The sequence below is a fragment of the Pumilibacter muris genome, from assembly GCF_943193045.1.
Taxonomy (GTDB): domain Bacteria; phylum Bacillota; class Clostridia; order Christensenellales; family Pumilibacteraceae; genus Pumilibacter; species Pumilibacter muris.
The window spans coordinates 90,188-103,663 of sequence record NZ_CALPCN010000001.1 but is presented as its reverse complement, the minus strand read 5'-3'; the positions used below and the strand labels follow the sequence as shown (position 1 = coordinate 103,663).

Sequence of the window (13,476 nt, the reverse complement as noted above, 5' to 3'; positions counted from 1 at the left end):
CCTCCGCTTCAAATCAAATTATTTTACCGCCGCTCGACTTTACCAAACGATTGATAATCGCGGCGCCTATTCCGTCGCTCGGCACGCCTTCGGCAAGAACGGTGTCGTAACCGTCGGCATCGGCTCTACGCAAAGAGGCGAACAGCGAACGGGCGTAAGCTTCGTAATCGGCTCCCATTTCGTATTTTTTCCGTTCTCCGTATTTTTTCGCGTTAAAATCCGCGCATAAAATAACGGGGCGCTTTCCCGACAAAACAAGAGTGTCGTACACTTCGTCAATCCGTTCGCTCATGCCGCCGTAATATGCCGAAAACAACACCTCCGCTTTGGGCGAATAATGTTTGTATTTCATGCCGGGACATAGCGCCACAGTGCTCCCCCCGACAACTTCTATATTGCGACCGCACGCTTTTTCGAGCGCTTGTAACGATATTCCGCCCGCTCTGAGCAAACGCGGAGACGCGCCGCTAACGTCGAGAATAGTTGATTCGAGTCCTATTTCGCACTCGCCGCCGTCGAGAATAAACGGTATTTTACCGTATAAATCATCGTACACATGCCGCGCGCATGTAGGCGACGGCTTTGTGCTCGTATTAGCGCTCGGAGCGCATACGGGAACGTTGCACGCCCGCAAAAACTCGCGGCATACGGGATTGCTCGGCATACGCACGCCTACGGTATTTAGCCCGGCGGTAACGCAATCGGGCAAATCTTTCTTTTTTTTGAGCACAAGCGTAAGAGCGCCCGGCATAAACTCCGACATTAGCTTTTCGGCAAGAGGCGGAACAATTTCGGCAACCTCGCGCACCCCGCGAACAGAATGGACGTGAACTATAAGCGGATTGTCGGACGGGCGTCCTTTAACGCGGAAAATTTCTCTAACCGCGTCGGGATTAAAAGCGTCGGCGCCAAGCCCGTAAACCGTTTCGGTAGGAAACGCCACAACGCCGCCGTTTGCAATATGTTCGGCGCATCTAACAATATTTTCTTCTTTTGAGTCGAGAATTACCGTTCTCATTTTCTTAAACCTTTTCCTTAGTTTGAAACCCGCCCGCGCTGTCGATAATTACGTTATGAAAAAGTTTTCAACAGTTATAGACACTTTGTTAACCGCAGCGGCGCTGTTTTTACTCTGCTCGGTTATAGCGGGATATTTTACGCGCAAGACGTCGGCAATACTTCTTTCGTCGCTAACTGCGGCAGTAGCCCTCACATTTTTCACAGGTCGGCTTGCCGAAAGGCGAAAGGCTCCGTCGGTTAAAAAGCGAAAACTCCGCGAACTTATGAACAAGTTTTTGTTTTCGCCGCCCGAATACGCTCAGGCGTTTACCGTGCGGGCTATCTCCAACCGAGCTATTCCTTCGGAGAAAAACGGATTCGTTTTAGCCGGCAAAACGGCGTTCGCAGTAAGGCTTGTTCCCGAAAAAATAGGCGCCGCAACTCTTGCCGAACGTTATTCCGCCGCCGCGAAACTCGGCGCGCGCAAACTCGTTATACTTTCGGCATACGGAGCGGAATCCGACGCCGCCGAAACAGCGAGACTTTTGGCGGAGCCGACAGCCGAAATTTGGGATTTCGAAAAAGTATACGACTTTTTCGAGCGGCTCGGCTGCGCGCCAACCGAAACAATGAAACTCGAACCGCAAAAACGCAAATTCGGAGCACTTGCCGCAGGCGCTCTGAAAAAAGAAAACGCCCGCAAGTTTCTTTTTTCGTCTATCGTGCTCCTGCTTTGGGCAAGGTTCGTGCCTTATTCCGCGCTGTACGTTATAATCGCGTCTATTTCGGTTGTGGTTGCAATATTTTGCCGTTTTAAACCGAACGAACGCAAACGTAAAGCAAAACGAAGATAGCTCAATCGGAAGAACTGTTTTCCGATTCGCTTTTCTCTCGCCTATCGTCGTTATGTTGCTCTTCGGTATTGTCGGCGGCTTCCGCTCCGTCGTCGCTCTCGTCGTCATTGTCCGACGAGGGCAAATATTCGGGCGTCGCGTCCGCTTCTTTCAGCACGAATTTAACTATAACGAAAAAACCGACGCCAAGCAAAAAAGATATAAGCGCCATATATCCGAACGCGCCGTGCAAATAATTAGGATTGATAAACACAATCACCAACGTAACCGACGCGATAACCATAAACACAAGCGCTATAATTGCGAGAACACGCCTTACTCTGTTTCTGTTCATACCGCTATTATAACAAATCGCGTCAAATTATGCAACAATTTAGAAAAACTATTTAATATTGGAAAATTGTTCCTTAAAAAAAATTAAGCTGCCGAGTTTTTTCGCAAAAGCTTGCTTTTGCGGAATTTGAATGTTATAATTATCTCAATGAAAAAACTTTTCAAAATACTTACGAACAAAATAGCGGTTACCGCTTTCTTCTTTTTACTGCAAATTGCCTTCACAGTAGTGCTTTTGCTTGTTCTCACGTCTATTTCGGCGTGGGTATACGCCGCGTTCAGTTTACTTAGCGTTTTCGTATGCCTTTTTATTCTCGGAAAAGAAGCTAATCCGGGCTATAAACTCGCGTGGGTCATTCCTTTGCTTTTGGTGCCGCTTTTCGGCGGCATGATGTATATAAGCTTCGGCAGAACCGCAAGGCTAAAACGGCAGGCTCGCAAACGTTTCGAAGAAAGCGAAAAAAAGAGCCGAGAATATTATTCGGACGCGAGAGAACGCACAAAAAGCAACTTGCCTCTTTTAACGGACGACGCGCGAAAACTTAGCGAACTGTTGTTCGCGCAAAGCGGCGAGCCTCTTTACGGAGCAACCGACGTAACTTATTATCCGCTCGGCGAAAAATTCGTAGACGCGTTGAAAGCCGACCTCGAAAAAGCCGAACGCTATATATTTATGGAATATTTTATTATTGAGCGCGGCAAATGTTGGAACGGCATACTCGATATTCTTTGCGCCAAAGCCGCCGCAGGAGTTGACGTGCGTCTGATATACGACGATATGGGTTGCCTGTTTACTCTTCCCGCAGGCTACGCCAAAAAACTGAACGCGATGGGAGTTAAAACGCACGTTTTCAACAAAATAAAACCCACTTTCAATATCCGCATGAACAACCGCACGCACCGCAAAATAACGGTTATAGACGGCTCCGTTGCCTACACGGGCGGCGCAAACCTCGCCGACGAATATATAAACGAAATAGACAAATTCGGGCATTGGAAAGACACCGCCATAAAATTAGACGGCGAAGCGGCTCAATCGTTTACAATAATGTTCTTGCACTTTTGGCAATTCCTCGAAAAAGAAAATTCTCCCGCCGACGAATTTTTGCCGCAGCTTTCCGCTAAAACCTGCGAAGGCTTTGTTCAGCCCGTTTCGTCAGACCCCGCGAAAAACGTTCAGCCCATAGAAAAAGGGCTAATGACTATTATTCACAACGCCGACAAATACGTTTACTTAAACACCCCTTACCTTGTGCCCGACAATGAGTTCGTTACCGCTCTTTGCCTTGCCGCCGAAAGCGGCGTAGACGTAAGAATAACCATGCCGCACATACCCGACAAAAAAATCGTGTTTATAATGTCGCGTTCGTTTTACCCCGTTTTACTGAAAGCGGGCGTTAAAATATACGAATATTTGCCCGGTTTTGTTCACGCCAAAAGCGCCGTTTGCGACGACAGCATAGCTTTTGTTGGAACGTGCAACCTCGATTACCGCTCTTTTTATCTGCATTACGAGTGCGGCGCCTTTATGTACGGCGTGCCCGCAATAGCCGACGTGAAAAAAGATTACCTCGACACGCTCGACAAATGCAAGCAAATCACCTACGAAGAAGCTTCCGACGTAACCGCTTTAACGAAGCTTGCGCGCTCGGTATTGCGGCTGTTCGCCCCTCTCATGTGAGCCGCGAATTACAAATCGTCGGCATCTTGAACGGGCTCCTCGAAAACAGGGTTGCCGTATTCGTCGGTAACCACTCCCGTATAACTTCCGAAAGGGTCGCATTCGGGACACTTCAAAATATTTTCGGTCTTTTCAGGCATAGTTTTACCTCCCTACGATAGAATGCGCAAACAAACAAAATTATATTTTTATAAGGAGTTACATATATGAACATTTGGCACGACATCAACCCAAAAAGAATATCCCCCGAAGATTTTATAGGAGTTATAGAAATTCCCAAAGGTTACAAGCAAAAATACGAGCTCGACAAAGAAACGGGGCTTTTGATTCTCGACCGTATTCTTTACACCTCGACTCACTACCCCGCAAACTACGGACTCATTCCCCGCACTCTTTCCGACGACGGAGACCCGCTCGACGTGCTCGTGCTGTGTAGCGAAAGTTTGGAACCGTTAAGTATGGTAAGGTGCTATCCCGTAGGCGTTATAACTATGCTCGATAACGGAGCAAGCGACGAAAAAATTATTGCCATACCGTACAGCGACCCCACCTACAACAATTATAAAGACATAACCGAACTGCCCGCTCATATATTCGAAGAAATGCGCCATTTCTTTTCGGTGTATAAACAACTCGAAAACAAGCAAACGGCAGTAGACGAAGTTGCCGACCGTGCGGCGGCGCTTAAAATAATAAGCGCTTGTATAGAAAATTACAAGAAAAAATACGGGCAAAAAATCGAATTCATGAAAAAATGAACATCCCCCTATAAGATAAAAATCACGAGCGCAATAGCTATTTGCGCAGAACCCGAAACTGAAATAATTTTACAATACCTTTATCTTTTTAAAAAACTCTTTCGTGTCGGCTTTTCCGTGTCGGTTATATCGCATTATATCGTATAATCCGTCGGAACTTCCTTTTTTAAACACGTTTATGCCGCCTTTACACGTCAGTATCGCTTTGTAACCCATATCCGAAAGTATTTTTTGCGTTTCCTTACTGTAACACCCGAACGGATACGCGAAAACGTTCATTCTGTATCCGCACGCGCTTTGCACCAAAGCGCGGCATTTTTCGCTGTCCGACTTTATCGCGCGCTCATAGTCGGAATACGTTTCGCCGCGTTTTCTGCGCAATCCTTTTCGCGGAGACGATTTGTGCATATCGTAAGTGTGATTGCAAAATTCCACCCGCCCGCCGCCGTAAAGCCGAGCCAAATCGGCTGCGTTCAAATACGAATATACGGGGCTGCGCTTTTTCTGCCCCTCTTCACTTTGCACATACGAACCGACAATGCTCATAGTTATTTTCATTCCGCATTCCGCCGCTATTTTTTCGGCATAGAAAGCATTGTTGTAAAAACCGTCGTCGAACGACAACACAACGGGCTTAGGCGGCAAATCCCCTTTTCCCTCGCAAAAAGCTATTATGTCGCGCACCCACACCGAAGTGTAGCCGTTCTTTTTAAGATATTCGAAATCGGCGCGAAGCGAATCGGGAGAAATCACAAATTCGCCGACGTTTGTTTTGCACACCGAATGATACATTATAACGGGAACGTTCCTCGCGTTGCCTCCCGAAGGAGCATACGAAAAGCCGCAACAGCACAAAAAAGCCGCGACGACGGCACAAAATATTTTTCTCATGCGGTTAGTATAGTTTTTAACTCTGTTACTTATTCGGTTTTCCGCGCCGTAAACGAAGTTTCGCGCTTGACTATCGGCGCGCATAAGAGTATAATAAGTCTATAAAAAAATTCGGAGAACTGCCATGCGAAAAGTAAGCGAACTTCCTTATGAAAGAGTAAAATGCGAAGACGTGATTTCGGTAATACGAAATTGCGCCGAAAAAGCGACAAACGCGAAAAGCGGCGAAGAACTTGCGGCTCTGAGAAGCGAATGCTTAAAAAGCATATTTCATTGCCACACAATGTTTTCGCTCTCTTACACCCGCTTTACGCTTAACACGCGCGACGAATTCTATTCGGGTGAAAAAGATTACTACGACGAAGCGTTACCCAAAATAAGCGCCGAGTTCGTTAAATTTCAAAAAGCGTTTTTAAACAGTCCGCACCTTAAAGAAGCGGAAAAATTCGTTCACCCCTTAATTATTAAGCAATACGCGCTAAGCGTGAAATGCGCAAGCGACGAAGCTATTCCGTTTAAAGTGGAAGAAAACAAAATCGTAACCGAATACACAAAACTTATGGCGGAAACGCTTTTCGAGTTCGACGGCGAAAAAATGCCTCTTTCCGCATTAAAAAAGCACATGTCGGCACAAAAACGCGAAGTGCGCGAAAAAGCTTATCAAGCGCTCGGCAAAACGCTCTCTTCAATAGGAGACAAGCTCGACGACATTTTCGACCGCTTGGTTAAAGTCCGCACAAAAACGGCGCAAGTGCTCGGCTATGAAAATTTCGTGCAACTCGGCGACAATCTTTTGGGGCGCATTTCTTATAACCGCGACATGATTCGCGCTTTCCGCGAAAACGTGCGCCGCGACGTTGTGCCCGCAGTTACGAAACTTAAAAAAGAATTGCAAAAATCGCTCGGCATAGAAAAATTCATGTTGTACGATAACGACACTTATTTTCTCGACGGAAACCCCACTCCGTCAATAGACGCGCAAGCAATGTTCGAGGCGGGAAAAGAAATGTACCGCGACATGGGCAAAGACACCGGCGAATTTTTTGATATGATGCTCGAAACGGAAGCGTTCGACGTGTTTCCCCGCGAAGGCAAATGGGGCGGCGGCTATATGGATTCGTTTATAGATTTCAAACAGCCGTTCATACTTGCGAACTTCAACGGCACAAGCGGCGACGTTGACGTTTTAACCCACGAAGCGGGACACGCTTTCGCCGCCTATATGTCGTTTAAACTCAACCACGACCCCGACTTGGGGCTGGGAATGGAAACTGCCGAAACGCACTCCATGAGCATGGAATTTTTATGCTACAAATACATGAACAAGTTTTTCGGAAATCGCGCGCAAGATTACAAATACGCTCATCTTTTCGAAGCCGTAAACTTTATTCCTTACGGCACCATCGTAGACTACTTTCAAGAAATAGTTTATTCCAAGCCCGAAATGACGCCCGCAGAGCGCAATAAGCTTTGGAACGAACTCGAAGCCGAGTTCAGACCGTTTCTTACCGCAAGCGGTATTCCCTACCTTGAAAACGGTACCCGTTGGCAATATCAGATGCACATATACGAAACGCCGTTCTACTATATAGACTACTGTCTTGCTCAAAGCGTAGCGCTTCAATTCTATTTAAAAAGCCGCGAAGACTACGGCAAAGCTTTTAATTCGTATCTCGGGTTCGTCCGTTCCGGCGCTACCGAAGAATTCCCCCGTCTTATCACAAATGCGGGGCTATCGTCGCCTTTTGAAAACGGCGCTCTTAAAAAGCTTGCCGACAACGTGGAAAAAGCGCTCGACGAGCTGAAAAAACAATAGTCGAGCACGACAAAAAGCATAACTGCAAAGAGGTATGAAAAATGGAAAAATATGCGTGGAAAGCGAGTTTGCTAAGTGGCAAGCGCGACGAATACGTTCGCAGACATAACGAAATTTGGCAAGAAATGAAAGACGTACTTTCGCAAGCGGGCATACGGAATTACTCGATATGGCTGTGCGGCAACGAAGTTTTCGGCTATTACGAGTGCGAAAAAGGAATAGAGTTCGCCGCAAAAACCCAAGCCGATTCCCCCGTTGTGGCACGTTGGAACGAATATATGCGCGACGTTATGATTATGGAATCCGACCCCGTAACGGGCGCGCAACCTCTTCTTGAAAAAGTGTTCGAATTCAATTAAAACGCCTTTATCATTTCCAAGCCCTTTCCTCTATTTCCTAATTTGAGGACTTTAACTTATGACAAAATCCGCCTTTCGGAAATTCAAAGGCTTTTTCGCGCAAACCGATTTAACTCAAGGCACTATTTGGAAAACGCTACTAAGGTTTTGCGTTCCCATTTTTGTGTCTTATCTTTTGCAAAATTTCTACAGCGTTGCCGACGCCGCTATATGCGGATATACGCTTAGCGCAAGCGAAGTTGCGGGAGTAAACGACACCAACTCCATCTCGTTTATTTTTTTTGCAATTCGCGTTCGGTTGCACTGCGGGCATGAGCGTAATAATTGCCAACCGCATAGGCCGCAACGACGCCGAAGGAGCAAGGCAAGCGTTTGCTACGCAAATCGTGCTCAGCATAATAATAGCGGCGGCTGTTTCGGGGCTTAGCCTCGTTTGTATAAAACCGCTTCTCGCGCTTTTAGGGGTAACGCCGAGCGACAACGAGGTAAACAACGAGGTTTATAAAGCCGCGTACACATATATCGCCATAATATGCGGCGGCATGGCAGGGCAATTTTTTTATAACGCGATTTGCTGCGTGCTACGCAGCGTAGGCGACTCCTTTACTCCGCTTGTGTTTTTGGCGATTTCCACCGTTTTGAACATAGGGCTCGACTTGTTGTTCATACTTGCGTTTCGCTGGGGCGTGGCGGGCGCCGCGCTTGCCACAGTGCTGTCGCAACTGTTGTCGGCTCTCGGTTGCATAATATTCACATTTGCGCGCTATAAAGAATTAAGACTGCGGGCAAGCGACTTTAAGGCAATCACTTTTCGCAAAGCGGGCGCAATGCTTTGGCAAGGCGTTCCTCTCGGATTGCAGTTTTCGGTGCTCGCGTTCGGCATACTCACAATGTCTAACGGAGTTATATCGTTCGATAAAACAGCCGAAGGCGTCATGGTTGCGGGAACGCCCGCTCAAATAGGCTACAGCGCGGCATGCAAATTAGACAACATTTTTATGACTCCCATGAACGCGCTCGGAACGGCTATGCTTTCGTTTTGCGGGCAAAACAACGGCGCGGGAAAATACGAACGAATAAAGCGCGGAACAACTCAAGCTATAATTATGATGCTTATTATAGCGGTTTTCGACTTGGCATTAGGGCTACTGCTTTCAGTCAACGGCGCATATCAGCATCTTTTTTTGGCAAGCGACAAAATCACTGCGGAAAGCATACGGTACGGCAACACATACCTATACGCCGCTCTCCCCACTCTATTCTTTGTAGGTATGATTTTTTTATTGAGAAATGCCGTTCAAGGTCTGGGAAAACCGCTCTTTCCGTTCTTTGCGGGAATAGCCGAACTTGTTGGCAGAATAGGCGTTTGTTTAATATTGCCGCAACTTGTAAACGGCGGCGCAATAACTTGCACCGCCTCAACGCTATCATTTTTCTGCCTTAGCCTTGCCGACCCTTGCGCATGGCTCGCCGCCGACCTACTTTTAATTATAGCTACAATTAAACATATATATTTGAAAAAAACCAAAACCGAAACCGTTATTACGTTAAACGATTAAGCTACGGGAACGAACTTAAACAGTTCTTCTCAACTACGGTATCCGTTCGGATTTTTACTCTGCCAATTCCATAGCGACTCGCACATTTCGTTTATGCCGAGTTTCGCTTCCCAACCGAGTTCGCGTTTCGCTTTCGACGCGTCGGCATAGCAAGCGGCTATGTCGCCCGCTCTTCGCGGTTTAACGGCATAAGGCACGGCATGACCGCACGCTTTTTCAAACGCGCGAATCATATCGAGCACGCTGTACCCTACCCCCGTGCCGAGATTATAAACGTGCACGCCCGCCGTCTTTATTTTATTTACGGCGGCAACGTGCCCTTTGGCAAGGTCCACAACGTGAATATAATCGCGCACTCCGGTGCCGTCGGGCGTGGAATAATCGTTTCCGAACACTCCGACTTCTTTAAGCTCTCCGACCGCAACTTTTGCGATATACGGCGTAAGGTTATTAGGTATTCCCTTAGGGTCCTCGCCTATAAGCCCGCTCTCGTGCGCGCCTACGGGGTTAAAATACCGCAACAACACAACGCTCCATTCTCCGTCGGCTTTGCAAACGTCCGACAGCATAATTTCCTGAAAAAATTTCGACGTTCCGTAAGGGTTGGTTGTGTCGCCTACTCTGCACGTTTCGTCGAGCGGCAATTTTTCGGGCGTGCCGTATACAGTAGCCGACGAAGAAAACACGATTTTCTTGCAGCCGTGCGCTCGCATAGCGTTTAAAAGAGACATTGTTCCGCCCAAATTGTTGTCGTAATATTCAATCGGTTTTGCGCACGATTCGCCTACGGCTTTAAGCCCCGCAAAATGAATAACCCATTCTATTTTATTTTCGTTAAAAATACGTTCGAGCAATTCGCCGTCGCGCACGTCGCCGCAATAAAGCGGTATTTTTTTACCCGAAATTTTTTCGGCGCGCTTAACGCTCTCTTCCGATGAATTTACAAAATTATCAATAACAACGGGTTCGTGCCCCGCCGCAAGCAACTCCACGCATGTGTGCGAACCTATGTAACCTGCGCCGCCTGTCACCAAAATTTTCATAATATTCAGCTCCTCCCGTCTTATATTTTCTCTACCGTTATTCCGTCGGATATTTCCGTTTGATAAAACGACGGTTCGTATCCGGTAGCTTTTTTATAGCGTTCGCCGACATGCTTTGTAAACTCGCTTAAAGCGCGAGTTTGCACAATCGAAACGGTACAACCGCCAAAACCGCCGCCAGTCATGCGCGAGCCGAAACATGCGGAATGGCTTTGCGCGGCTTCCGCGAGAGCGTCGAGTTCTTTCCCTGTAACTTCGTATAAGTCGCGCAACGACGCGTGCGAAGCGTTTAAAAGAGCGCCGAGCGCGGGCATGTCGCCCGTTTTCATCGCTACGGCGGCAAGACGAACGCGTTCGCATTCTTCAACGACGTGCTTCACGCGCAAACGAATTTTCTCGGGCAACAAGCCGCAATATTTTTCGAAAGCGCGCAAATCGAGTTCGGCAAGGCAACTAATTTTAGCAGGCTCTCTCAATATGGCGAGAGCCTTATCTGTTTCGTCTCTTCTCTCGTTGTACTTGCTTTCCATAAGGCTGTGCGGCTTGTTGCAATTTATAATCACAAGCGAACAATCGCCCGTTTTAACAGGCACATATTCGCAACTCAGAGTGTTGCAGTCAAGGAGCATTGCGTGCCCCGCCTTTCCGCACGCCGACGCGTATTGGTCCATTATGCCGCAATTAACGCCCGCATATTCGCGTTCAGCGCGTTGAGCCGTTTTTGCAACCTCCACAGGCTCCGCTTTTTCGCCCGCCACAGCGGCGAGAGCCGCAATCGTAGAAACCTCTATTGCAGCGCTTGAACTAAGCCCGCTTCCGAAAGGCACAGTGCAATCTTGAACCATATCGCACCCCACAAGTTTATGCCCCGCCTTTTGCCACATTAGCGCGCTACCCGCCTGATAGTTGCCGTATTTAAGCGAGCGATAAGTTTCAAGTTTATCAAGCTCGAGCGTCACCTTATCCGAAAGCGTTGTCCAACTCAAATTTATTTTGTCAGTGCCGTTCGCCCTAACGTAAACCGTGTTGCGCATGCCGAGAGCCGCAGGAAAAACTTTACCGCCGCAATAGTCGATATGCTCGCCTATAAGATTTACCCGTCCTGCCGCAGTCACTTTCCATTCGTAGTTATTTAGGTCAGTCATACAAAACCTCACATACCGTTTTAGCTACCGCACTCACGCAATTCGTAACCGTAAATATAATAACTTAATTTAAATATTTTGTCAACACAAATCTAATTTTACAAATATATTCTTAAACTTACTTTAAAACGTTTGACAAACTTTCCCCATTTTTAGTATAATAGTCAAGCTAAGCGGTCGTGGTGGAATTGGCAGACACGCAAGACTAAGGATCTTGTGGGCGACCATGCAGGTTCAAGTCCTGTCGACCGCACCAAGTCTTAATAGCTTGAACTTCTTTACCGTAAAAAGAACGTTCGGGCTATTTTGTTTTATGGAAGAATTTGAAAACTTCCAAGCATAGAAAAACGCCGATAGAGTTTGTGGCTCTATCGGCGTTTGCCGTTTATACCTTTATGTACGGCTACCTAACTTGATTAGGGTTATATCTTTCATTTATATACCGCTCAACTTCGGCGGTTTTCCTTATTCCGTATCTTTCAACGGCTATCCCTATACTATTTATCGGGACTCTTTATTATTCGATTGTTTATTCAGTTGTGATTGTTGCCATTCGGCGTAGTCTTTTTGTCCTTGCTCGGACGATAGATATTCCTGCAAAATCGGCAACAATACTCTCGCAAGAGATTCAAGCTGATATTCGGGAATATCAAAATCGGTCTTGGGTTGTTGTTTCTTTGTCGGCATAGTTTACTCGATACGTTTTCCTCCTATAAATTTTACTTCGACCACCAATTCTTTGATGAAGGTGTGGGCGGTTTTTGTTGGCTTTCAAACAGCGCATTGTAAGCCGACGGGTTTTCACGCTCTAACTTTGCAAGCAGTTCAAGAGCTTTTGCCGCTCTGACTTTGTACGCTTTGAGTTCTTTGTTCTCTTTGTCAATGTCAAGCGTTTCCTGCATTACCTTGTCTAACCGCTTTTTAAGGTCGGCGTTATCTGCGGTTACGGCTACGATTTGTTTTCGCATTCCGCTTTTGCTGTGGGCAATTTCTCCTTGTTCGGCTTGCTGTAACGCTTCCGAATATTCTTCCGCTTCGGCGCGTTTTTGCTCGGCAGCTTCTACAATCTTTTTCGCCTTATATTCCGCCGTATCCAAGTGTTCGGCTTGACTGTTCGGCTTGCCTCTGTCAAGTCCGTATTTTTCTCCGACTTCTTTCCAAAACTCCGTTTGGAGTGCGGCGAGCTTTCCGTCGAACAAGTCTTTTGCACATAACTTACCGTTGGTAATAGGGATAAGGTTTAAGTGCATATGAGGGTTAGTTTCGTCCATATGCACGATAGCCGACAGCACGTTTTCTTCGCCGTACTTGCTTTGAAAAAACTTGACGCAATCCCGAAAGAAAGCATACTGTTTTTCCTTCGTGGACACCTTAAAAAATTCGGGACTTGCACCAAGAACAAACGACACAAGATAAACAGCATCCGAGCGCACCTTGCGTTTCAAATGCAGTCCGTTTATGCGTTCTTGAATAACGTCCATATACCTGCCCGACGGAATAACAATGTGGTAGTTGTCCTTTGTCCGCGAACTGTCTATTTGCGGGTTGGTCGCTTGATAATATTCGTCGCGTTCGTTTTCTTCTTCGACGTCTGTAACGGCGTTCTTTTTCAGTTTCTTTAAGTTGTAAATGATATAAATAGTTTCGTCCTCCGATAATAAAATTTTAAATCCGTATTTAAAGTGTAGCTCACTACACTTATTTCGCTTCGCTTCATAAGTTTCGTTCGTCCTGCGGAGCTTTTGTCCACAGAACGATAGAACTATGCTTACCGTTTGATTGCCGTATTAAGGCGGTCTTATTGTCATAGATTTACCTCCGAATTGTTAGTTTTTATATCTTCGTCCACGCAAGAAAAAGCGGGATAGATACCGAAAAAAGAACATAAAAAAGCCGCTGAACGCTTTACGTATCACCGACCTCTAACCGTATTTAGCAACATTAAATTGCTCTATGGTGGTTAGCCATTTTATGGAATTGTTAGTAATGTTTTAGCTCAAAAGACACTCCTTAACCGAAAAAATTGTACACTTATAAA

Annotated in this window: 14 protein-coding genes, 1 tRNA gene and 1 pseudogene; 8 read left to right on the top strand and 8 right to left on the bottom strand. The window is 46.6% G+C overall.

Going from position 1 to position 13,476, the window contains the following annotated elements:
• Positions 1-13: 13 nt before the first annotated feature.
• Entirely contained in the window at positions 14-1,018 is a 1,005-nt protein-coding gene (locus NFR62_RS00665) for an L-threonylcarbamoyladenylate synthase (RefSeq protein WP_251612175.1), read from the bottom strand.
• Positions 1,019-1,073: 55 nt separating this feature from the next.
• On the opposite strand from NFR62_RS00665, the gene NFR62_RS00660 reads away from it, so the two are divergent.
• Positions 1,074-1,853, top strand: a complete 780-nt coding sequence (locus NFR62_RS00660) for a hypothetical protein (RefSeq protein ID WP_251612173.1) — start codon at positions 1,074-1,076, stop codon at positions 1,851-1,853.
• 1 nt (position 1,854) lies between these two features.
• Here the strand turns inward: NFR62_RS00660 and NFR62_RS00655 are convergent, their stop codons facing one another.
• On the bottom strand, positions 1,855-2,187 hold the full coding sequence (locus NFR62_RS00655; protein WP_251612172.1) for a hypothetical protein: 333 nt from the start codon (positions 2,185-2,187) through the stop codon (positions 1,855-1,857).
• A 147-nt stretch (positions 2,188-2,334) separates the two neighbouring features.
• Here NFR62_RS00655 and cls point away from each other — a divergent pair, with 147 nt between their 5' ends.
• On the top strand, positions 2,335-3,867 hold the full coding sequence (gene cls / locus NFR62_RS00650) for a cardiolipin synthase (RefSeq protein ID WP_251612171.1): 1,533 nt from the start codon (positions 2,335-2,337) through the stop codon (positions 3,865-3,867).
• Between the two features lie 8 nt (positions 3,868-3,875).
• On the opposite strand, the gene NFR62_RS10125 is transcribed toward cls, so the two are convergent.
• Entirely contained in the window at positions 3,876-4,007 is a 132-nt protein-coding gene (locus NFR62_RS10125) for a hypothetical protein (RefSeq protein WP_275556868.1), read from the bottom strand.
• A gap of 66 nt (positions 4,008-4,073) precedes the next feature.
• On the opposite strand from NFR62_RS10125, the gene NFR62_RS00645 reads away from it, so the two are divergent.
• The gene (locus NFR62_RS00645) at positions 4,074-4,625 is read left to right on the top strand and encodes an inorganic diphosphatase (RefSeq protein WP_251612170.1); all 552 of its coding nucleotides are present in this window, start codon (positions 4,074-4,076) and stop codon (positions 4,623-4,625) included.
• A gap of 69 nt (positions 4,626-4,694) precedes the next feature.
• On the opposite strand, the gene NFR62_RS00640 is transcribed toward NFR62_RS00645, so the two are convergent.
• Complete coding sequence (locus NFR62_RS00640; protein ID WP_251612169.1) at positions 4,695-5,516, bottom strand: polysaccharide deacetylase family protein; 822 nt, start codon at positions 5,514-5,516, stop codon at positions 4,695-4,697.
• Between the two features lie 124 nt (positions 5,517-5,640).
• Here NFR62_RS00640 and NFR62_RS00635 point away from each other — a divergent pair, with 124 nt between their 5' ends.
• From NFR62_RS00635 to NFR62_RS10205, 4 genes and pseudogenes are all read left to right on the top strand, one after another.
• A complete protein-coding gene (locus NFR62_RS00635) occupies positions 5,641-7,332 on the top strand; it encodes a M3 family oligoendopeptidase (RefSeq protein ID WP_251612168.1) in 1,692 nt (563 codons plus the stop codon).
• Between the two features lie 41 nt (positions 7,333-7,373).
• Entirely contained in the window at positions 7,374-7,691 is a 318-nt protein-coding gene (locus tag NFR62_RS00630) for an L-rhamnose mutarotase (protein WP_251612167.1), read from the top strand.
• 58 nt (positions 7,692-7,749) lie between these two features.
• A pseudogene (locus tag NFR62_RS10210) lies at positions 7,750-8,290 on the top strand (MATE family efflux transporter); the annotation flags it as partial.
• Between the two features lie 228 nt (positions 8,291-8,518).
• The gene (locus tag NFR62_RS10205) at positions 8,519-9,250 is read left to right on the top strand and encodes an MATE family efflux transporter (RefSeq protein ID WP_420851351.1); all 732 of its coding nucleotides are present in this window, start codon (positions 8,519-8,521) and stop codon (positions 9,248-9,250) included.
• 29 nt (positions 9,251-9,279) lie between these two features.
• Here the strand turns inward: NFR62_RS10205 and galE are convergent, their stop codons facing one another.
• Together galE and NFR62_RS00615 are read right to left on the bottom strand one after the other, a co-directional pair.
• A complete protein-coding gene (galE, locus tag NFR62_RS00620; RefSeq protein WP_251612163.1) occupies positions 9,280-10,293 on the bottom strand; it encodes a UDP-glucose 4-epimerase GalE in 1,014 nt (337 codons plus the stop codon).
• 20 nt (positions 10,294-10,313) lie between these two features.
• The gene (locus NFR62_RS00615; protein ID WP_251612161.1) at positions 10,314-11,438 is read right to left on the bottom strand and encodes a galactokinase; all 1,125 of its coding nucleotides are present in this window, start codon (positions 11,436-11,438) and stop codon (positions 10,314-10,316) included.
• A gap of 173 nt (positions 11,439-11,611) precedes the next feature.
• On the opposite strand from NFR62_RS00615, the gene NFR62_RS00610 reads away from it, so the two are divergent.
• Positions 11,612-11,694: transfer RNA gene (locus NFR62_RS00610), tRNA-Leu, on the top strand.
• A 245-nt stretch (positions 11,695-11,939) separates the two neighbouring features.
• Here NFR62_RS00610 and NFR62_RS00605 read toward each other — a convergent pair.
• Positions 11,940-12,125: a hypothetical protein gene (locus tag NFR62_RS00605; protein ID WP_251612159.1), complete on the bottom strand. Its 186-nt coding sequence runs from the start codon at positions 12,123-12,125 to the stop codon at positions 11,940-11,942.
• A gap of 32 nt (positions 12,126-12,157) precedes the next feature.
• Entirely contained in the window at positions 12,158-13,069 is a 912-nt protein-coding gene (gene mobV / locus NFR62_RS00600) for a MobV family relaxase (RefSeq protein ID WP_275556874.1), read from the bottom strand.
• Positions 13,070-13,476 lie beyond the last annotated feature (407 nt).

Bases quoted from the DNA above. Each gene is read 5' to 3' on its own strand.
- NFR62_RS00665 (WP_251612175.1), bottom strand. From the start codon at position 1,018: ATGAGAACGGTAATTCTCGACTCAAAAGAAGAAAATATTGTTAGATGC.
- NFR62_RS00660 (WP_251612173.1), top strand. From the start codon at position 1,074: ATGAAAAAGTTTTCAACAGTTATAGACACTTTGTTAACCGCAGCGGCG.
- NFR62_RS00655 (WP_251612172.1), bottom strand. From the start codon at position 2,187: ATGAACAGAAACAGAGTAAGGCGTGTTCTCGCAATTATAGCGCTTGTG.
- cls (WP_251612171.1), top strand. From the start codon at position 2,335: ATGAAAAAACTTTTCAAAATACTTACGAACAAAATAGCGGTTACCGCT.
- NFR62_RS10125 (WP_275556868.1), bottom strand. From the start codon at position 4,007: ATGCCTGAAAAGACCGAAAATATTTTGAAGTGTCCCGAATGCGACCCT.
- NFR62_RS00645 (WP_251612170.1), top strand. From the start codon at position 4,074: ATGAACATTTGGCACGACATCAACCCAAAAAGAATATCCCCCGAAGAT.
- NFR62_RS00640 (WP_251612169.1), bottom strand. From the start codon at position 5,516: ATGAGAAAAATATTTTGTGCCGTCGTCGCGGCTTTTTTGTGCTGTTGC.
- NFR62_RS00635 (WP_251612168.1), top strand. From the start codon at position 5,641: ATGCGAAAAGTAAGCGAACTTCCTTATGAAAGAGTAAAATGCGAAGAC.
- NFR62_RS00630 (WP_251612167.1), top strand. From the start codon at position 7,374: ATGGAAAAATATGCGTGGAAAGCGAGTTTGCTAAGTGGCAAGCGCGAC.
- NFR62_RS10205 (WP_420851351.1), top strand. From the start codon at position 8,519: ATGCTTTGGCAAGGCGTTCCTCTCGGATTGCAGTTTTCGGTGCTCGCG.
- galE (WP_251612163.1), bottom strand. From the start codon at position 10,293: ATGAAAATTTTGGTGACAGGCGGCGCAGGTTACATAGGTTCGCACACA.
- NFR62_RS00615 (WP_251612161.1), bottom strand. From the start codon at position 11,438: ATGACTGACCTAAATAACTACGAATGGAAAGTGACTGCGGCAGGACGG.
- NFR62_RS00605 (WP_251612159.1), bottom strand. From the start codon at position 12,125: ATGCCGACAAAGAAACAACAACCCAAGACCGATTTTGATATTCCCGAA.